18 protein-coding genes and 1 pseudogene are annotated in these 19893 nt (G+C 62.8%); 16 read left to right on the top strand and 3 right to left on the bottom strand.

The window, feature by feature from the left end; translation table 11 throughout:
* Positions 1–183: 183 nt before the first annotated feature.
* The 4 genes from ltrA to PTE30175_RS16530 all read left to right on the top strand — a co-directional run bounded on the left by ltrA (position 184) and on the right by PTE30175_RS16530 (position 6216).
* Positions 184–1887, top strand: coding sequence for a group II intron reverse transcriptase/maturase (gene ltrA / locus PTE30175_RS16545; protein ID WP_150698165.1), 1704 nt, complete (start codon positions 184–186; stop codon positions 1885–1887).
* A gap of 319 nt (positions 1888–2206) precedes the next feature.
* Positions 2207–4594: a phosphoenolpyruvate synthase gene (gene ppsA, locus PTE30175_RS16540; RefSeq protein ID WP_150698164.1), complete on the top strand. Its 2388-nt coding sequence runs from the start codon at positions 2207–2209 to the stop codon at positions 4592–4594.
* Positions 4595–4717: 123 nt separating this feature from the next.
* Positions 4718–5152 (top strand): NfeD family protein, encoded by a 435-nt coding sequence (locus tag PTE30175_RS16535; protein ID WP_150698163.1) that lies wholly within the window; start codon positions 4718–4720, stop codon positions 5150–5152.
* 116 nt (positions 5153–5268) lie between these two features.
* Positions 5269–6216, top strand: coding sequence for an SPFH domain-containing protein (locus tag PTE30175_RS16530; RefSeq protein ID WP_150698162.1), 948 nt, complete (start codon positions 5269–5271; stop codon positions 6214–6216).
* Positions 6217–6294: 78 nt separating this feature from the next.
* On the opposite strand, the gene smpB is transcribed toward PTE30175_RS16530, so the two are convergent.
* Positions 6295–6783: an SsrA-binding protein SmpB gene (gene smpB, locus PTE30175_RS16525; protein WP_224788819.1), complete on the bottom strand. Its 489-nt coding sequence runs from the start codon at positions 6781–6783 to the stop codon at positions 6295–6297.
* Positions 6784–6878: 95 nt separating this feature from the next.
* On the opposite strand from smpB, the gene PTE30175_RS16520 reads away from it, so the two are divergent.
* Both PTE30175_RS16520 and PTE30175_RS16515 read left to right on the top strand, forming a co-directional pair.
* The gene (locus PTE30175_RS16520) at positions 6879–7313 is read left to right on the top strand and encodes a type II toxin-antitoxin system RatA family toxin (protein ID WP_150698160.1); all 435 of its coding nucleotides are present in this window, start codon (positions 6879–6881) and stop codon (positions 7311–7313) included.
* Positions 7303–7635, top strand: a complete 333-nt coding sequence (locus PTE30175_RS16515; RefSeq protein ID WP_420819653.1) for an RnfH family protein — start codon at positions 7303–7305, stop codon at positions 7633–7635. The genes PTE30175_RS16520 and PTE30175_RS16515 overlap by 11 nt, the downstream gene beginning before the upstream one ends.
* A 56-nt stretch (positions 7636–7691) precedes the next feature.
* Here the strand turns inward: PTE30175_RS16515 and PTE30175_RS16510 are convergent, their stop codons facing one another.
* Positions 7692–8618, bottom strand: a complete 927-nt coding sequence (locus PTE30175_RS16510; protein ID WP_150698159.1) for a DMT family transporter — start codon at positions 8616–8618, stop codon at positions 7692–7694.
* A gap of 340 nt (positions 8619–8958) precedes the next feature.
* Here PTE30175_RS16510 and guaB point away from each other — a divergent pair, with 340 nt between their 5' ends.
* Genes guaB through guaA form a run of 3 tightly spaced genes read left to right on the top strand, consistent with a single transcriptional unit; the run spans position 8959 to position 12583 of the window.
* Positions 8959–10419: an IMP dehydrogenase gene (gene guaB / locus PTE30175_RS16505; RefSeq protein ID WP_150698158.1), complete on the top strand. Its 1461-nt coding sequence runs from the start codon at positions 8959–8961 to the stop codon at positions 10417–10419.
* A 6-nt stretch (positions 10420–10425) separates the two neighbouring features.
* Positions 10426–11025 (top strand): hypothetical protein, encoded by a 600-nt coding sequence (locus tag PTE30175_RS16500; protein WP_150698157.1) that lies wholly within the window; start codon positions 10426–10428, stop codon positions 11023–11025.
* The gene (guaA, locus tag PTE30175_RS16495; protein WP_150698156.1) at positions 11000–12583 is read left to right on the top strand and encodes a glutamine-hydrolyzing GMP synthase; all 1584 of its coding nucleotides are present in this window, start codon (positions 11000–11002) and stop codon (positions 12581–12583) included. The genes PTE30175_RS16500 and guaA overlap by 26 nt, the downstream gene beginning before the upstream one ends.
* 2 nt (positions 12584–12585) lie before the next feature.
* Here guaA and PTE30175_RS28750 read toward each other — a convergent pair whose 3' ends face one another.
* A complete protein-coding gene (locus PTE30175_RS28750) occupies positions 12586–13380 on the bottom strand; it encodes a LysR family transcriptional regulator (protein WP_150698155.1) in 795 nt (264 codons plus the stop codon).
* A 7-nt stretch (positions 13381–13387) separates the two neighbouring features.
* Between PTE30175_RS28750 and PTE30175_RS16485 the strand changes: the two are divergent.
* The 7 genes and pseudogenes from PTE30175_RS16485 to uraD form a co-directional block, all read left to right on the top strand.
* Positions 13388–14575: pseudogene (locus PTE30175_RS16485) on the top strand (aldehyde dehydrogenase family protein); the annotation flags it as partial.
* A gap of 183 nt (positions 14576–14758) precedes the next feature.
* Positions 14759–15373, top strand: a complete 615-nt coding sequence (locus PTE30175_RS16480; protein ID WP_150698153.1) for an LON peptidase substrate-binding domain-containing protein — start codon at positions 14759–14761, stop codon at positions 15371–15373.
* A 58-nt stretch (positions 15374–15431) separates the two neighbouring features.
* Positions 15432–16310 (top strand): ParB N-terminal domain-containing protein, encoded by an 879-nt coding sequence (locus PTE30175_RS16475; protein WP_150698152.1) that lies wholly within the window; start codon positions 15432–15434, stop codon positions 16308–16310.
* A 75-nt stretch (positions 16311–16385) separates the two neighbouring features.
* On the top strand, positions 16386–16943 hold the full coding sequence (gene tadA / locus PTE30175_RS16470; RefSeq protein ID WP_420819652.1) for a tRNA adenosine(34) deaminase TadA: 558 nt from the start codon (positions 16386–16388) through the stop codon (positions 16941–16943).
* 1 nt (position 16944) lies between these two features.
* Positions 16945–17880, top strand: a complete 936-nt coding sequence (gene ldcA / locus PTE30175_RS16465) for a muramoyltetrapeptide carboxypeptidase (RefSeq protein WP_150698150.1) — start codon at positions 16945–16947, stop codon at positions 17878–17880.
* Between the two features lie 217 nt (positions 17881–18097).
* Positions 18098–19030, top strand: a complete 933-nt coding sequence (gene puuE, locus PTE30175_RS16460) for an allantoinase PuuE (protein ID WP_191629106.1) — start codon at positions 18098–18100, stop codon at positions 19028–19030.
* Between the two features lie 135 nt (positions 19031–19165).
* The gene (uraD, locus tag PTE30175_RS16455) at positions 19166–19699 is read left to right on the top strand and encodes a 2-oxo-4-hydroxy-4-carboxy-5-ureidoimidazoline decarboxylase (protein WP_150698149.1); all 534 of its coding nucleotides are present in this window, start codon (positions 19166–19168) and stop codon (positions 19697–19699) included.
* Positions 19700–19893: the final 194 nt, after the last annotated feature.

Here is a 19893-nt window from a genome sequence, read left to right as displayed (position 1 = left end):
AAGCGAGCCCACTTCCGTCTGGTCTACCGTCGTAAGACGGTCTGACTGACCTTTAGAAAACTGGTGGCGGTACGGACGTGTTCGTGCCGCCTTTGAAATATTCCCCGCGGGGGGCGTTATCGCTCCCCGCAGGGGGAAGATGCGCCTCCCGTCTGGGGATTTCTTCCAGATGAGGAGAGCAGCATGAAAGTATCAATCCGAAAGGATGGATCTGCGCCCTCCCATGGGCCGGACGACTGGCACGCTATTGATTGGCGCCGGGTTGAACGGACCGTGAAGGGAATGCAGATTCGAATTGCGAAGGCGACGCGGGAAGGCAAATGGCGCAAGGTGAAAGCCCTGCAACGGATGCTGACCCGCACGTTGTCCGCGAAGCTGTATGCGGTACGACGTGTTACGCAAAATACTGGCGCGCGAACGGCGGGAGTCGATCGCGAACTGTGGGAAACGCCTGAGAATCGACTGGCAGCAGTCGGCAGGTTGGAGCAGCGTGGGTATCGACCTTTGCCATTACGGCGGGTTTATATCCCGAAGGCCAATGGAAAGAAGCGTCCTCTGGGCATTCCGACCATGCGAGACAGGGCGATGCAGGCCCTGTATCTGCTGGCCCTCGAGCCGGTGGCAGAGTCCACGAGCGACCCGAACTCGTATGGGTTTAGGAGAAATCGCTCGACGGCCGATGCCATGTCCCAGCTGTTTGTTTCCTTATCCGCGAAGGTTTCGGCCAAGTGGGTACTGGAAGCGGACATCAAGGGATGCTTCGACCATATCAGCCATGGCTGGCTGGAGAACCATGTCCCGATGGACAAGGTAATTCTTCGGAAGTGGCTGAAATCCGGTCTGCTGTATCAAGGTCGGTATCAGGCAACAGAAGCCGGTACGCCGCAGGGGGGCATCATTTCCCCAACGCTGGCAAATATTGCGCTGAACGGGCTGGAATCGGAACTGGTGGCGCACCTTGGTGCGAAACTGGGCAAGGGGAAAGCCCGGAAGCTGAAAGTGAATGTGGTGCGGTACGCGGATGACTTCGTGATCACCGGCGTCTCGAAGGAGGTGCTGGAAAATGAGGTCCGACCTTGGGTGGAAGCTTTCCTGGCAGTACGGGGACTGCAACTATCTGAGGAGAAAACGCGGATTGTTCACATTGGCGAAGGCTTTGATTTCCTGGGGTGGAATTTCCGGAAGTACTCGGGAACGCTGCTCATCAAACCGAGCAAGAAGAACACGCAAGCGTTCTATCGCAAGGTGGCGGAAACGATCGGCAACAATATGACGGTGAAGCAGGAGAAACTGATTCGACTGCTGAACCCGATGCTACGGGGCTGGGCGCAATATCACAGTCCCGTGGTGGCCAAGCAGGCATACAGCCGCATGGAGCATCTGATATTTCAGAGGCTCTGGCGGTGGGCGAAGAGGCGACACTCCAACAAGAACACCGATTGGGTGAAAAAGAAGTACTTTCACACAGTAGGTAAACGAAATTGGGTGTTTGCCACCCCCGCAGTCCGGAAAGATGGTAGTAAGGGGCTGCTCGAGCTGTACCAGATCAGCGGTACGGTGATTGAGCGGCACAAGAAGGTCAAAGGGGACTTTAGTCCCTTTGATCCGAGTATGGAGCAGTATGGCGAAGAGCTGCGACAGAAGCGTATGGAGAAATCCAGAAGCTATCTGAGACAGTGGTTCAGCCTGTACTCATCGCAGCAGGGCAACTGCGCACTCTGCGGTGAAGCACTCGAGTTTGATAATGGCTGGCACGACCATCATTTGGTGTACAAGATGCATGGAGGTACCAATGCGCTATCGAACCGAGTGCTGCTGCACCCTGACTGCCACCGACAGGTGCATGCTGGTAAAATTGCGGTAACTAAGCCGGTTCCGGTCAAGTAAGACGGGACTTTGAATAGGAAACTATTAATGTAGATTGGAGCCGTATGCGGTGAAAGTCGCACGTACGGTTCTTAGGGGGCTCCTTCTCTGCAAAGAGAGGGAGCTACCCGCCTGTTGGATAAGCAATTGCGCATGCCCGGCGCGCGGGCGTTTGGCCCAGGGCCAAGCCTGCCGCCGCGATTCCCGTATGTCGTCCGGTCAGCCCCCGGCGCCCTTGCGGGCGCCGTATCCGGCGCGATTATTTATCCAACAGGTGGGGCGGCCCTCGTCAGGTCCCAGCTACCCCGCTGAAGATTTTTTTCTCACTTTAGGGGCTTTTATGACTAACGCAGCACACGACGGCGCCTACGTGGTGCCGTTTGAGCATTTGCGAATGACCGATGTCGAGTCGGTCGGCGGCAAGAACGCGTCGCTTGGCGAGATGATCAGCCAGCTCGCGAACGCCGGCGTTCGCGTGCCGGGCGGTTTCGCGACCACCGCCTACGCGTTCCGCGAATTCCTCACCCACAACCACTTGACCGAACGTATCGCCAAGCGCCTCGAAGGCCTCGATACCGACAACGTCAAGGCCCTGGCTGAAGCCGGCGCCGAGATTCGTCAATGGATTGTCGACGCCCCCCTGCAGCCGCAGCTCGAAGCCGATATCCGTGCCCAGTTCGCCGCCGTCACGAAAGACCTGACGGGGGAAATCTCGTTCGCCGTGCGTTCGTCGGCCACCGCCGAAGATTTGCCGGACGCGTCGTTTGCCGGCCAGCAGGAAAGCTACCTGAACGTCGTCGGCATCGAGGACGTGCTGGACCGCATGAAGCACGTGTTCGCCTCGCTGTACAACGACCGCGCGATTTCCTACCGCGTCCACAAGGGGTTCGCCCACGCAGAAGTTGCACTGTCGGCCGGTGTGCAGCGCATGGTCCGCTCGGATTGCGGCGCGTCGGGCGTCATGTTCACCATCGACACCGAATCGGGCTTCCAGGACGTCGTGTTCATTACGTCGAGCTACGGCCTCGGCGAGACCGTCGTGCAAGGCGCGGTCAACCCCGACGAGTTCTACGTCTTCAAGCCGACGCTGCAGCAAGGCAAGTACCCGATCATTCGCCGCACGATCGGCTCCAAGCTGCTCAAGATGGAATTCACGCAGCCGGGCGAAGCCGGCCGCGTCAAGACCGTCGACGTGCCGATGGAAATGCGTAACCGCTACTCCATCAATGACGACGACTGCGTCGAGCTGGCCAAGTTCGCGCTGATCATCGAAAAGCATTATGGCCGCCCGATGGACATCGAGTGGGGCAAGGACGGCAAGGACGGCAAGATCTACATCCTTCAGGCACGTCCGGAAACCGTGAAGAGCCAGGCATCCGGCAAGGTCGAGCAGCGCTTCAAGCTCAAGGGCGACGCCCCGGTGCTGACGACGGGCCGCGCCATTGGCCAGAAGATCGGCGCGGGCCCCGTGCGCGTGATTCTCGATCCGAGCGAAATGGACCGCGTTCAACCGGGCGATGTCCTGGTCGCTGACATGACCGACCCGAACTGGGAGCCGGTCATGAAGCGCGCCTCGGCGATCGTGACGAACCGTGGCGGCCGTACCTGCCACGCGGCGATCATCGCGCGCGAGCTGGGTGTGCCGGCCGTGGTCGGCTGCGGCGACGCGACCGAACTGCTCAAGGACGGCGCACTGGTGACCGTGTCATGTGCAGAAGGCGACGAAGGCAAGATCTACGACGGCCTGCTGGAAACCGAAGTCACCGAGATCCAGCGCGGCGAAATGCCGAAGATTCCGGTCAAGATCACCATGAACGTGGGCAACCCGCAACTCGCCTTCGACTTCGCGCAACTGCCGAACGACGGCGTGGGCCTGGCCCGCCTCGAGTTCATCATCAACAACAACATCGGTGTCCATCCGCGCGCGATCCTTGAGTACCCGAACATCGATGCGGACCTCAAGAAGGCCGTGGAGTCGGTGGCTCGCGGTCATGCATCGCCGCGCGCGTTCTATGTCGACAAGCTGGCCGAAGGCGTCGCCACGATCGCTGCCGCCTTCTATCCGAAGAGCGTCATCGTGCGTCTGTCCGACTTCAAGTCGAACGAGTACAAGAAGCTCATCGGCGGTTCGCGCTACGAACCGGACGAAGAAAACCCGATGCTCGGCTTCCGCGGCGCCTCGCGCTACATTTCGGAAGACTTCGCTTTGGCGTTCGAGATGGAGTGCCTGGCGCTCAAGCGCGTGCGCGACGAAATGGGTCTGACGAACGTCGAGATCATGGTGCCGTTCGTGCGTACGCTGGGCCAGGCCGAACGTGTTATCAGCCTGCTGGCCAAGCATGGCCTCAAGCGTGGCGAAAACGGCCTGCGCCTCATCATGATGTGCGAAGTACCGTCGAATGCCATTCTGGCCGATCAGTTCCTGGAACACTTCGACGGCTTCTCGATCGGTTCGAACGACCTGACGCAGCTCACGCTCGGCCTCGACCGCGATTCCGGCATGGAGTTGCTGGCCAAGGACTTCGACGAACGCGATCCGGCTGTGACGTTCATGCTCAGCCGCGCAATCCAGGCGTGCCGTGCGCAGGGCAAGTACGTCGGCATCTGCGGCCAGGGCCCGTCCGATCATCCGGATCTGGCCGAATGGCTGGTCAAGGAAGGCATCGGTTCGATGTCGCTGAATCCGGACACCGTGATCGACACCTGGCAGAAAGTCGCCAAGATGTGAGCATGTGTTCGGAAACGTCCGAAATGCGTGCGTTCCCAAGGCGGGGCGCACGCTGACGGACAGGATTCATGCTATAAACCCCGGTAAGCTACCGGGGTTTTTTTATTGGCGACGGGAGAAGTCATGGAACATGCGTTGCTCTGGTTCGGCATGGCTGGCCTGACCGTGGTGCTGGAGCTCGCGACCGGCACGTTCTATCTGCTGATGGTCGCGCTCGGCATGCTTGCCGGCGGGCTTGTGGCGCTCGCGGGCTGGGATTGGCCGTGGCAACTTGTCGCGGCGGCCGTAGTTGCGGCGGTGGCGGTCGGCGCGTTGCGGCGCAGCCGGTTCGGACGCCGAGTGAAAGCCGACGTCACGCGCGACCCCGATGCCAATCTCGATATTGGCCAGCGCCTGCATGTCGACGCCTGGAAGGACGGCGGTCTCGCGCGCGTGATGTACCGCGGCGCCGAATGGGATATTGAGTTGTTGCCCGGACAAACGCCGCATGCGGGCTGGTTCGAGATTCGCGAAGTGCGGGGCAACCGACTGTTTGTTGCGGAAGCGGCCGGCGCGTGATGCGGAACCTGGCGGTGATTGCGCACTCCTAAGATGTCCTATGCATCCGCACGGGGATGCCGGTTTCTTTGCGCCATTGTCGTGACAGCGGTGGCGCGATTTCTTCTGGGGGAGAAATGTTCGATCTTTCAAACGTCGCATTCATCATTTTCATCATCGCCGTCATCATCGCGGCCCGTTCGATCAAGATCGTCCCGCAACAGCATGCGTGGGTCGTGGAGCGGCTGGGCCGCTACCACGCCACGCTGACGCCGGGGCTGTCGATCGTGGTGCCGTTCGTCGACCGGGTCGCCTACAAGCATCTGCTCAAGGAAGTGCCGCTCGACGTGCCGAGCCAGGTGTGCATCACGAAGGACAATACGCAGCTCCAGGTCGACGGCATCCTGTATTTCCAGGTGACGGACCCGATGAAGGCCTCATACGGATCGAGCAACTTCATCGTGGCGATCACCCAGCTCGCGCAAACGACGCTGCGCAGTATTGTCGGCCGGCTCGAACTCGACAAGACGTTCGAGGAGCGGGAGTTCATCAACCACAGCGTCGTGAATGCCCTCGATGAGGCGGCGTCGAACTGGGGGGTGAAAGTCCTGCGCTACGAGATCAAGGATCTCACGCCGCCGAAGGAAATCCTGCACGCGATGCAGGCGCAGATTACCGCCGAGCGCGAAAAGCGTGCCCTGATCGCGGCCTCCGAAGGCAAGAAGCAGGAGCAGATCAATTTGGCGGCCGGGGCGCGCGAGGCGGCCATCCAGAAGTCGGAAGGGGAGCGCCAGGCGCAGATCAACCAGGCGCAGGGCGAGGCGGCGGCGATCCTCGCGGTGGCCGAGGCGAATGCGGAGGCGATCGAGAAGATTGCCAACGCGATTCAGACGCAGGGCGGCATGCAGGCGGTCAATCTCAAGGTGGCGCAGCAATATGTCGACGCTTTCGCCAAGCTGGCGAAGACGAACAACACCTTGATCGTGCCGGGCAATCTCGGCGACATGAGCAGCATGATCGCCTCGGCACTCAAGATCGTGAAGGGCAGCGAGCCGGGGCCGCAAGGCAGTAGCGCGATGCGCTGATTCGCGAGCTGCTGTTTCGCCGCAAAATAGGAACGGCCCCATCGAATGGGGCCGTCTTTCGTCGGTTCCGCGCTCGCTTCAGGCAGGCGTGCGCATGAGCCGGGCCTTTTCGCGGTCCCAGTCGCGCTTCTTTTCTGTCTCGCGCTTGTCGTGCAGCTTCTTGCCCTTCGCAAGGCCGATCTCGCACTTCACGAGACCCTTGCTGTAGTGAAAATTCAACGGCACGAGCGTATAGCCGCGCTGCTCGACCTTGCCGATCAGCTTCTTGATTTCGTCGCCCTTGAGCAACAGCTTGCGCGTGCGCACGGGGTCCGGGTGGATGTGCGTGGAAGCGGACTGCAAGGGGCTGATGTGGGTGCCGATCAGGAAAATTTCGCCATCGCGAATCATGACGTAACCTTCCTTGATTTGGGCACGGCCGGCACGAATGGCCTTGACCTCCCAGCCTTCGAGCGCCAACCCCGCTTCGTAGCGCTCCTCGATGAAATAGTCGAAGAACGCTTTCCTGTTGTCGATGATACTCATTGATTGGGACTCGGGTGACTTGCGTCTGGCTCGGGGTAAAATAACAATTTTAACAAAGAGTCTCGGCGAGGGGCGGCTGTCGGCGCGATTTGCGCACGGCGGCGGCGCCGAAGCTCGAAAAGGAATGGCAGAAGCCAGTGGCAGAAGTCAGCAAAACCGTTCTCGTCCATCACTCCGCAGCGCAGATGTACGACTTGGTGACCAACGTCGCCGACTATCCGAAGTTCCTGCCATGGTGCGGCGGTGTCGACGTGCGCGAGCATGACGACACCCGCATGGAAGCATCGATCGTCATCGATTTCAAGGGGCTCAAGCATTCGTTCGCCACGCGTAACGAACAGACGCGGCCGGCCTTGATCAAGATGCATCTCGTCGAAGGCCCCTTCAAGCGATTCTATGGCGAATGGAAATTCACCGCATTGCGCGAAAACGCCTGCAAGATCGAATTTCTGCTGCACTATGAGTTTTCGAACTTCATTCTCGAGAAAGTGATCGGCCCGGTATTCAGCTATATCGCCAATACCTTCGTCGACTCGTTCGTCAAGCGTGCGGAGACAGTGTATGCCAAATGACCGCATGACAGTGCAGGTCTGCTACGCGCTGCCCGCCGAACAGACGCTGATACCTGTCGACGTCGTTGCGGGCGCGACCATCGCGCAGGTCATCGAGCAGAGCGGGGTCCTCAAGCGGCACCCCGAGCTCGATTTGTCGCGCATGCGCGTCGGCATTTTCGGCAAGCTCAAGCCTCTCGATACCCCGGTCGCCGAGGGCGATCGCGTCGAAATTTATCGCCCGCTCGTCGCCGATCCAAAGCTCGCGCGTCAGCGCCGCGTCGAGAAAGTGCGCACTGAGGGCAGCCGCGAAGGACAGAAATGGCTCGGCAGCCGGCGGTAGGCCGGACTTTGCGCGCCGGATTTCCTTCGCGAGCCCGATATTGGCGTGAACAGGCCCTAGTGTTTGGGCGCCGCATGCATGCGCACGGAACCGCTCACGCCGGCCAGCAATAGCGTCATCGCGGCCAGTTCGAGCGGGCGCGGCCAGCGCGCCTCAAAACCGAATCCGTAGAGCAGGGCGAAGAGCGTCTCGAAGACGATCATCTGGCCCGACAGCGTCAGCGGCAAGCGGCGGCTCGCCGCATTCCAGAAGGCATTGCCGATCGTCGAGGCGCCGATGGCCACGCCGATGTTCACCATCAGGAAGACCTGCCAGTCGCGCGTGACACCTGCCGGCGCCGCATGCGGCGCCCAGATCGCCGCAATGGCAAGCAAGAGCGCCAGCAGCCCGGTGGCGACGCCGGTCAACAACGACCACTCCTGGCTCGTGAAGTGGCCGAAACGCGCCAGATAGCGTGCGTTGGCCACCGCGTACCAGGTCCAACTGGCCAGCGCGCCTGCAGCGCATATAATGCCCAGGAGCTTGAGGCGCCAATCGCCGCCGTCGCTGTTGGCATGCAGGAAAACGTCGGCATTGATGGCGACGATGCCCGCAGCCACCAGCGCCAGCGGTAGCGCCAGGCGCGACAACGGCACCGCCCCGCGATCCCGGCTGCCGATCAGTGTCACCGTGACAGGCAGCACGCCGACAATCAGGGATGCCGGGGCGATCCCCGCCAACTGGACCGAGGCGGCCAGAAACAGGTAGTAGACGAGGTTGCCGACAAGGCTCAGCCGAAACAGCGCCTTCCAGTCGCTGCCCGTCACCTTGCCGCGCAGGCGCGGCCACAGGGGCGCGAGCAGCAACAGCGACACGAGACCATACAGGACATAGCGGGCGGCAGACAGCTCCAGCGGCGAATAGCCGGGCAGCAGCCGGGGCGCGAGAAAGACCGAGCCCCAAAGCGCGCCTGCCGCCAATCCGTAGGTGATGCCTTGCCACATGTGTTGTTGTCTCCTGCCGATCCAGGCGGCGTCGTTCCGGCGATCCGCGATGCGCCGATGCCGGCTGGCCAATCCCCTCGCATTCCAGGGGCCGAATGCCGCGCCCTGTATGGGCTTTCGGGCAGCCGGGCGGGCATGCAAAGGTCGTGGAAAGGGCGCAAGAATAGCATGTGGCCTGCCTGCGGCGCTTGTGGAAAACGGCAATCAGGCGCAAAAATGGGGTGAAGTCCGGGCCGCGCGGGGCGAAAACCCGTTGAAAAGTCTCACGGGGCACGGGGCGACCCGTGCAAGAGTGCCTGCGATTTCTGTATAATTCGGTTTTGCGCCTATAGGATTTGCCATGCGTCTGATCCAAAAAGCACTCACTTTCGATGACGTGCTCCTCGTCCCGGCGTATTCCGCCGTTCTTCCGCGCGATACGAGCCTGAAAACCAAGCTTACGCGCAACATTACTTTGAACATGCCCCTGCTGTCGGCCGCCATGGATACGGTGACCGAGGCGCGCCTGGCGATCGCCATGGCGCAGCAAGGCGGGATCGGCATCGTTCACAAGAATCTGAAGCCGGCCGAGCAGGCGCGTGAAGTCTCGAAGGTCAAGCGTTTCGAATCGGGCGTGTTGCGCGATCCGATTACGATCCCCCCGCACATGAAGGTGCGTGATGTGATTGCCCTGTCGCGCCAGCACGGCATTTCCGGCTTCCCGGTCGTCGAAGGCGCACAGCTGATCGGCATCGTCACGAATCGCGACTTGCGCTTCGAGAGCCGGCTCGACGAGCCGGTCCGCGCGATCATGACGCCCAAGGAGAAGCTCGTCACGATCCGTGAAGGCAGCCCGCTGGCCGAAGCCGAGCGCCTGATGCACAGCCACCGCCTGGAGCGCGTGGTGGTGGTCAACGACGCGTTCGAGCTGCGCGGACTCATCACCGTCAAAGACATCATGAAGGCGACGGAGCACCCGGACGCCAACAAGGACGAACACGGCAAGCTGCGCGTCGGCGCGGCGGTCGGCGTGGGCGCGGACAACGAAGAGCGTGTCGAGTTGCTCGTGGCCGCCGGTGTCGACGTGATCGTGGTCGACACGGCGCACGGACACAGCCAGGGCGTGCTCGATCGCGTCCAGTGGGTCAAGAAGCATTTCCCCCAGATCGAAGTCGTTGGCGGCAACATCGCCACGGCCAGCGCTGCGCTGGCGCTGGTCGAGCACGGCGCGGACGCCGTCAAGGTCGGTATCGGCCCCGGCTCGATCTGTACGACGCGGATCGTCGCCGGCGTCGGCGTGCCGCAGATCACCGCCATCGCCAATGTGGCGGAGGCCCTCAAGAATACGGGCGTGCCCCTGATCGCCGACGGCGGTATCCGCTACTCCGGCGATATCTCGAAGGCGCTGGCGGCCGGTGCGCATACCGTCATGATGGGCAGCATGTTCTCCGGCACTGAAGAAGCGCCCGGCGAAGTGTTCCTGTATCAGGGCCGTTCGTACAAGAGCTACCGCGGCATGGGTTCCGTGGGCGCGATGAAGGACGGTGCCGCCGACCGTTATTTCCAGGATCCGGCCAACAACGCCGACAAGCTGGTGCCGGAAGGCATCGAAGGCCGTGTCGCATACAAGGGCAGCGTGCTGGCCATTCTTCATCAACTGACGGGCGGCGTGCGTTCGTCGATGGGGTATCTTGGCTGCGCCACGATTGCCGACCTGCATGAGAAGGCCCAGTTCGTCGAAATCACCTCGGCCGGCATGCGCGAATCGCACGTCCATGATGTGCAGATCATGAAGGAAGCCCCCAACTACCACGTGGAGTAACGCCCCATGAAGGCAGTGTTGCGTACGGTCCTGTTCCTCGATGCGGTATTGAATCTGGCGCTCGGTGCGCTGTTGATTGCCTCGTTCTGGTCAGCGCTGTACGACGCATTGCAGGTGCCGGTGCCGGCGCCCGTGCTCTACGGGCAACTGCTTGGCGTCGCGCTCGCCGGGCTGGCGTGGCTGCAGTTTCGCGCCACGGTCAACGGTCAACTGACCGTGGCCGTGGCGTCCGTCACCGGGCATGTCAGCTGGATTTCCGGCGTGTTCATCCTCGTCTGGACGATCGCGCTTCGGGCCGTTCCGCTCAATGGCACGTTGTTCGTGCCGTTGGGCGGCGCGATTCTCGTGATCGTCGGCGGGGTGCTCGTCAAGCTGTCGGGCAGCGTGCGCGTGAAAGAGCGTATCCGCGCCGCCAGCCGCGAGGAAGAACGTGAGCGCACGCGTGGCGGCGTGGGCGGTTCGCCCTCGCCGGATCCGTTACGAACCGAGCCGCGTGTGACCCCGCCGCTGGCACCTACTGTTACCGGCGGCGTCAGCGCTGCGCCGTCCGACCCCGAATCAACCTCATCCGTCTCCCAAGATGCACGACAAAATCCTCATTCTTGACTTCGGCTCGCAAGTCACCCAGCTGATCGGGCGCCGCGTTCGCGAAGCCCACGTCTACTGCGAGATTCACCCCAACGATGTGACGGACGCGTTTGTCCGGGAATTCGCGCCGAAGGCGATCATTCTCTCGGGCAGCCACGCCAGCACCTACGAGGACCAGGATCTGCGCGCGCCGCAGGCGGTCTGGGATCTGGGCGTGCCGGTGCTCGGCATCTGCTATGGCATGTTCGCCATGACCGTGCAGCTGGGCGGTCAGGTCGAGGCCAGCTCGCATCGCGAATTCGGCTACGCCGAGGTGCGTGCCCACGGCCACACGCCGCTGCTCGACGGCATCGAGGATTTCCGCACGGCGGAAGGTCACGGCATGCTCAAGGCCTGGATGAGCCACGGCGACAAGGTCACGCAGATGCCGGAAGGCTTCAAGCTGATGGCCTCGACGCCGAGCTGCCCGATCGCCGGCATCGCGGACGTCGCGCGCAACTATTACGCGGTGCAGTTCCATCCGGAAGTCACGCATACCGTCAAGGGCCGCGAGCTGCTTGAACGCTTCGTGCTCGAGATCGCCGGGGCAAAGCCTGACTGGGTCATGCGCGATCACATCGAAGAGGCGGTGCAGCTGATTCGCGAGCAGGTGGGCGACGAGGAAGTGATTCTCGGCCTGTCGGGCGGCGTCGATTCGAGCGTGGCGGCGGCGCTGATCCATCGCGCGATCGGCGATCAGTTGACGTGCGTGTTTGTCGACCACGGCCTGCTGCGGTTGAACGAAGGGCAGATGGTCATGGACATGTTCGCGGGCCGTTTGCACGCGAAGGTCGTCCACGTCGATGCCTCGGATCAGTTCCTCGGCCATCTGGCCGGTGTGACCGATCCGGAGCAGAAGCGCAAGATCATCGGCCGCGAGTTCGTCGAGGTGTTCCAGGCCGAGGCGAAGAAACTCAAGAATGCCAAGTGGCTCGCGCAAGGCACGATTTATCCGGACGTGATCGAATCGGGCGGCGCGAAGACGAAGAAGGCCACGACCATCAAGAGCCACCACAACGTTGGCGGTCTGCCGGAAACGTTGGGCTTGAAGCTGCTCGAGCCGTTGCGCGACCTGTTCAAGGACGAAGTCCGCGAGCTGGGCGTGGCGCTCGGCTTGCCGCACGACATGGTGTACCGTCACCCGTTCCCGGGGCCGGGCCTGGGGGTTCGCATTCTCGGTGAAGTGAAGCGCGATTATGCAGACCTGCTGCGCCGTGCCGATGCGATTTTCATCGAAGAACTGCGCAATACCGTCGAGCCGAACAGCGGCAAAACCTGGTACGAACTGACGAGCCAGGCGTTCGCCGTGTTCCTGCCGGTCAAGAGCGTGGGTGTGATGGGCGATGGCCGCACCTACGAATGGGTCGTGGCGCTGCGCGCCGTGCAGACGCAGGATTTCATGACGGCGCATTGGGCACATCTGCCGCACGAGCTGCTCGGCAAGGTATCCAACCGCATCATCAACGAAGTGCGCGGGCTCAATCGCGTCGTCTACGATATCTCAGGCAAGCCGCCTGCGACGATTGAGTGGGAGTGAAGTCAGCTCCTGCGGGCCAAGCGCAGCTCATGGACGAGATCGATGAGCGCGCGCAACCGCGCCGGTACGAAGCGGTGGCCTGAGTAGTAGAGCCTCAGTCCACCAAACGACGGGCACCATGGAACCAGCACTGGCTTCAGCGCACCGGACTTCAGTTCATCCGTGATGAACCATTCGGTGATGAAGCCGATGCCCAGCCCGAGAAGCACCGCCTGCTTGATCGCTGGCAGCTCGTTGAGCGCGATACGCACGGGCAGATCCATCTGCAGCTTCTGACCGTTGCGCTCCAGGTACTCGGGCGTGGCCACGACGAGCATGCGGAAGTCGCGGGAGAGCGGCACGGCGATCATGTCTTGTGGCACCGATTCGGCCAAACGGATCCCCGCATCAAAACCTTCGGCGACGATATCGATCATGCGTGACTCGCTAACGATGTCGATACGCACCTCGGGATAGCGCTGGGCGTACTGGCGAACCAAGGGCTCCAACAGGAGGAGCGCCGCGCCCTGCGGCGCATTGATGCGCAGCGTGCCACTGGGCGTACCGGGGCCGGTGCTGGCTTCGTCACCGGCGCTTTTTATTTCAGCGAGCGCGGGCGTGATGCGCTCCACATAACGCCGCCCCGCATCGGTCAGCGCCACGCTGCGTGTCGAGCGATTGAACAACCGCACCTTCAAGCGCGCTTCCAGCCCGGCCACGGCACTGCTCACGGCCGTGGTGGACATGCCCAGTTCCAGCGCCGCACCGCGAAAGCTGCTGCGGCGTGCGACGGCCAGAACCACTTCCAGCTCGGTCATTCCCGTGCGTGAGAACGCGCTGATGGAAGCCATCGTGAGGGAGTATGGTGCGCCTTCGGAGCGGGGGCGCTGGATGGCAACCTATCCGGCTGCCGTCATCGCTCAGGCCATCGACACATTGAGGTCTTTCGAGTTCGAGGAGCAGGTAGGCAGCGCGCGTGTGATCCTGACGCCCATGGGCGTGGCCGGCCTGATCACGCCCTGGAACAGCAACGCCGGCTTCATCTGCAACAAGCTGGCCACCGCGCTGGCGGCGGGCTGTACCGCCGTTATCAAACCCAGCGAAATGAGCGCGATGCAGACGCAGCTCGTGGCTGAGGCGCTGCATGAGGCGGGACTGCCGCCTGGCGTGTTCAACATCGTCAATGGCCGGGGCGAGGTGGTCGGGGAAGCGATCGCACGCCACCCCGACATCGTCAAAATCTCGTTCACCGGCTCCTCCGCGGTAGGCCAGCATCTGGTGAGCGCGGGTGCCGCCACCATGAAGCGCGTGACGCTGGAGCTGGGCGGCAAGTCGCCCACCGTGGTGCTGGACGACGCGGACTTTGCGGCCGTCATGCCGCTGGTGCTGCACGCCGGCTTCGCCAACAGCGGCCAGGCGTGCATTGCAGGCACCCGTATTTTGGTGCCGCGCCACCGGCTCGCCGAGTTCGAGCGGGTTATCCAGGGCGCCGTCTCCCACATCAAGTCCGGCGATCCGCGCGATGCCGATACCGACATCGGTCCGATGGTGAGCGCCAAACAGTGGGAGCGCGTGCAGAACTACATCCGTATCGGTGTCGCGGAAGGCGCGCGGCTGCTCGCAGGAGGCGAAGGCCGGCCCGATGGTTTGCGTGCGGGCTGGTTCGTGAAGCCCACCGTATTCACCGATGCCACCAACCAGATGCGCATTTCGCGCGAAGAAATCTTCGGCCCCGTGCTGACCCTCATCCCTTACGACGACGAGGCCGACGCCATCGCCATTGCCAACGACACGCGATATGGCCTCAGCGCCATGGTGCTCGGCAAAGACCTTGAACGCTGCGAGCGCGTGGCACGTCAGATCGACTCAGGCCGCGTGCTCATCAATACGCTGGCCCATGAGCCGCGCGCGCCGTTCGGCGGCTTCAAGCATTCGGGGCTCGGGCGCGAAATGGGCAAGTGGGGGATGAGCGCTTACCTCGAGCCCAAGACTATGTTGATGGGACACGGCTGACCCATTGGCGCCATGTGGCGAGTCGCTGCGGCTACCGCCTCCTGGCGTGCCGACTGCGCGCAGCGACGCCTGCAGCCATGCCCTGACCGCCGTTTCGTGGCGCGGGCAACTCACGGCGGACGAAAATCAAGTTTCAGACAACCGGCATTTCATGAATCGGCGCGGTTCATGGCATCATGATGCATGGCCAAGATCCCGCTCTTTCCGCTCGGCAACGCGCTGTTTCCCGCCGGCGTGCTGCATCTGCGCATCTTCGAGGTGCGCTATCTCGACATGGTCAAGCATTGCGTGGCCGAGCAGACCGAATTCGGGGTGGTCGTGCTGCGCCAGGGTAGCGAGGTGCGCACGCCCGATGGCGTCGAGGAATTGGCGGCGGTCGGCACCATGGCGCACATCGAGGATTGGCGCGCGCCGATGCCCGCGCTGTTTGAGCTGGTCTGCAAAGGCACGTCGAAGTTTCGATTGCTGTCGACCGAGCAGACCAAATACGGTCTGTGGATGGGCGAGGCTGAAGCGCTGGAAGACGACCCGGTCATGACCATTCCGGATCATCTCCAGGCCAGCGCGAACACGCTGGGCAAGCTGATCGCCGGGTTGCAGCACGATCCGGCGCGCGCCGCGCGTCTGCCGATGGCGCCGCCATTCCGTCTCGATGAAGCCGGGTGGGTGGCGGACCGCTGGAGCGAATTGCTTCCGCTGCCGCCGACAGAGAAAGAGGCGCTGCTGGCGTTGGCCGATCCTGTCGAGCGCTTGGCCCGCATTCAGGCTTTCCTGGCCGATCACGGCGTGTTGCCGTAACGCGCTTACGTTTTTGTCGCATGGCGGCGGGGTGCCGCCGTGCGCTTTCCATTGCAAGATGACTATCCAGATCAACGAAGAACTCAAGGCGTACATCGATCCGCTGACGCCTGACGAATATGCCGCCCTCGAACAGAGCCTGCTTGCCGAAGGGTGCCGCGATGCGCTGGTCCTGTGGGGCGATGTGCTGGTGGACGGACACAACCGCTACGCCATCTGCCAGCAGCATGGCCTTGATTTCCGTACCATCCAGAACGCACGTTTCCAGTCGATGGACGACGTGCGTCTGTGGATGATCGATAACCATCTGGGCCGCCGAAGCGTCTCCGATTATCAGCGCGGGGTGTTGGCGCTGCGCAAGAAGGAGATCATGCAGTCGCGTACGCCGGCAACGAATGGCGAAGCCGAAGCCGCGCACGCGGCGCCAGACGCCTCGAGCGCCGACGACGACAAGCCGGCGGTACCGGCGCATACGGCGGCGCTCACGCGTGCGGCATTGGCGCGCGCAGCGCGATTGTCGAGCAACACGCTTGGCCAGATCGAACAGATTCACAAGGCAGCCGCGCCGGAACTCGTCGATGCCGTCAAGTCGGGGGCGATTTCGATCAACGCGGCCGCCGCGGTCGCGACCTTGCCGCAACCGGCGCAAGCGGCCGCCGTGGCTGCCGGCAAGGAAGAGTTGCGTGAACTGGCCCGGCAGGTGCGGGCCGCGAAGCCGGTGAAGCCGCGTGCGAAGGCGAAGCCGTCGGAAGGCGAATTGGCCGAAGCCGATGACGGTACGCCGCCGTGGGATACGTCGATGGACCCTGCGGCTTACCCTGACGAAATCACGCGTTTGCACCGGCTGGTCGCGACGGTGACGGAAGAGCGCGACGCGCTGAAGAAGAAGGTGGCGCATCTGACCATCGCCCTGGCCGAAGCGCGCGCCTCGCGTTGAGCGTTATCCGGCCAACGTTACGCGCCGGCTCGGGGCCGATCGCCGCTTGCGCGCACGGCCGTCCGCTATGCGAAAATGGCGAACATGAATCGAGATCTTCCTTTGACCGACATCGCGTACATGGAGGCGGCGCTGGCCCAGGCGCGCCTTGCCATGATGCAGGGCGAAGTGCCGGTCGGCGCGGTCGTCGTCCATGACGGGCGTATCGTCGGCGTCGGACACAACTGCCCGGTGACCGGCCATGACCCGTCCGCCCATGCCGAAATGCAGGCGCTGCGCGCGGCCGCCAAGGCCCTCGGCAATTACCGTCTGCCCGAGTGTGACTTGTACGTCACGCTGGAGCCGTGCGTCATGTGTGCCGGGGCGATCATGCACGCGCGTGTGCGCCGCGTGGTGTTCGGTGCGTCCGATCCCAAGACGGGCGCCTGCGGCAGCGTCGTCGACCTGTTCGCGGAAACGCGGCTCAATCATCATGCCGAAGTGACCGGCGGCGTGATGCGTGACGAATGCGTTGGCGTTCTCCAGGCCTTTTTCGCCGAGCGCCGCGCGGCCGCGAGGGCGCGCAAGCTGGCGGCGGCCGAACCGGCGGCTGACCCCGATTCCGAATCCCCGACTCTTATGCGGAAACATTAAATTGGCGCAAACTCGTCTGCTCGAACTGATTGCCCCGTCGGGCTACGCACCTGACGCGGAGGTGGCCCAGCGCGGCATCGGCGTGCTGCAAGGGCTCGGTTTTTCCGTGCGCAATGCCCAAGCGATCGAACGCCGCTATCTGCGTTTTGCCGGAACAGACGACGAGCGCGCGGCCGAGCTCAATCAGTACGCCGGGCGAGGCCATCCGCTGCCCGAAGTGGTCCTTGCCGTGCGCGGCGGCTATGGCGCCGTTCACCTGCTGGGAAAGCTCGACTACGAAGGCCTGCATCGCCGCCTGTCCGGCAGTCCGGTGGTATTGTGCGGCCACAGCGATTTCACCGCGGTGCAATTGGCATTGCTGGCGCGTGCGCACGTCACGACGTTCGCCGGCCCCATGCTGCTCGCGGATTTCGGCGCGGACGACATCAGTGATTTCACGCTGTCGAACTTCCAGGCGGTGCTGAACGCGCCCGAACATACGGTGCAGTGGGAGACGGACGACGCCGGCGGGCCAACGGTGAGTGCTGCCGGCACGCTGTGGGGCGGCAACCTCGCGATGCTGTGCAGCCTGCTCGGTACGCCGTATTTTCCGAAGGTCGACGGCGGCATCCTGTTTGTCGAAGATGTGAATGAACCGCCGTTTCGCGTCGAACGCATGCTGTATCAACTGCATCTTGCCGGCGTGCTCAAGCGCCAGAAGGCGCTGGTGCTTGGCCAGTTCACCGAGTATCGGTTGAGCGACTACGACAACGGCTACGACTTCGGCCCGATGGTCGAACACGTGCGGGGACTCGTCGGCATCCCGATTGTGACGGGGCTTCCGTTCGGACATACGCCGGACAAGCTTACGTTGCCCGTCGGCGGTTATGCCGAGTTGCAGTCCGGCGGGACACAAGCGACGATGCGACTTTCGCAATACCCGTATCGTTCGGCGTAGTTGGTTGGAATTTGTTGTGTTTTGGTGGGTATTTGGCGTAAATTGCGTCATGTCTGGCGGGCGCTGCAACGGCGGGCCGCCAGTTTTCCCCCAGTCTGCGCGGGCGTGAGTATACGCGTGCCCAAAGCCTGACTATCTGTTTTGCGCTATGTCTTGTGCGCGGCGTTTTGGCTACACTGCTTCGGTCACTATGCCACCGCAAGGATGCCAAGACATCATGGCCATCACCAAGGATTATCCCCGCGACTTGATCGGCTACGGTCCGGACGTACCCCACGCCGACTGGCCTGGCCGCGCGCGCGTGGCGGTCCAGTTCGTGCTGAACTACGAGGAGGGCGGCGAGAACTGTGTGCTGCACGGCGACCCCGCTTCGGAGCAGTTCCTGTCGGAGATCATTGGCGCGGCTGCGTACCCGTCGCGTCACATGAGCATGGAGTCGATTTACGAATATGGCTCGCGTGCAGGCGTGTGGCGCATTCTGCGCGAATTCGAGCGCCGCGGCTTGCCGATGACAGTGTTTGGCGTCGCCATGGCCATGCAGCGCCACCCTGAAGTCACGCGCGCCTTCATCGAGCAGGGCCACGAGATTGCCTGCCACGGTTACCGCTGGATTCACTACCAGAACGTTGACGAAGCCACCGAGCGCGAGCATATGCGCCTTGCCGCGGAGATCTTCAAGGAGATGACGGGCGAGCCGCCGCTGGGCTGGTACACGGGGCGCGACAGTCCCAATACGCGCCGCCTGGTGGTCGAGCATGGCGGCTTTGCTTATGACTCCGACTATTACGGCGACGATCTGCCGTTCTGGACGCAAGTCACGACAAGCAGCGGCGAGGTTAAACCGCATCTGGTGGTGCCATACACGCTCGACACGAACGATATGCGCTTCGCGTCGCCGCAAGGGTTCAATACGGCCGATCATTTCTTCCAGTATCTGCGCGATGCGTTCGACGTGCTTTACGCCGAGGGCGACGCGTCGCCCAAGATGTTGTCGATCGGCATGCACTGCCGGTTGCTGGGCCGCCCGGGCCGTTTCGCGGCGCTGCAGCGTTTTCTCGATCATATCGAGAAGCACGACCGCGTCTGGGTGTGCCGCCGCATCGATATCGCGCGGCACTGGCAGCAGCGCCATCCGTTCGTTGCGCGCTGATTCCGCTGCACGCGCCAAAGCGATGCGCCGATGCCGGCGGAAGACATTGCGATACCGAAACCGTTGATGATTTGACTGTACCTCGCCGCTGCGACGCACATCGCGGCGGCACTAAAAGCTCCGCAGGAGACGTTCATGAATGCCCCGTTGCCCCAAGCCCAACGCAGTGCCGCCGAACTGTCGGCGTTGTCGCAGGCGCAATTCGTCGCCGCCCTCGACGGCATCTTCGAACATTCGCCGTGGGTCGCCGCCGCGGCTTGGGAAGACCGTCCGTTCGCGACCGTCACCGCGCTGCACGATGCGATGTGCCAAGCCGTGCTCGACGCCGGGGTTGACCCGCAGCTGGCACTCATTCGCGCTCACCCGGAACTGGCCGGCAAGGCTGCCGTGCGCGGCGAGCTGACCGTTGAATCGACGCGTGAACAGGCCGGCGCGGGGCTCGATCAGTGCAGCCCGGACGAGTTTGCGCGCCTGCACCAGCTCAACGAGGACTACAAGGCCAAGTTCGGCTTCCCCTATATTCTCGCCGTGCGCGGCCATACGCGTTTCTCGATCATGGAAAATTTCGCCACGCGTCTGGCGAACAGCCGCGAAGATGAAATGGCCGAATGCCTGCGTCAAATTTTCCGTATCGCGCAGTTTCGCCTGCAGGATCTGGTGCGCGATTGACGCCACCCCTGGCGCTGCCCGGGCAGGGCGGCGCCGGTACTGCATTTCGCTATCTGCCGATACTCATCCGGTGCGCGCCGGTCTGGCCGCGCGCCATCCGCCATCCTAAGGAGACCTCATGGCCATCGCCCCTCAAGACCCGAACGCACCGGATTTCGTGCGCCGCTACGTGAATCTGGCGGACCCGCGCCTGG

It is taken from the genome of Pandoraea terrae (assembly GCF_902459695.1).
Taxonomy (GTDB): domain Bacteria; phylum Pseudomonadota; class Gammaproteobacteria; order Burkholderiales; family Burkholderiaceae; genus Pandoraea; species Pandoraea terrae.
Note: the sequence above shows the minus strand (reverse complement) of the source record. Positions and strands in the feature narration are given on the sequence as shown.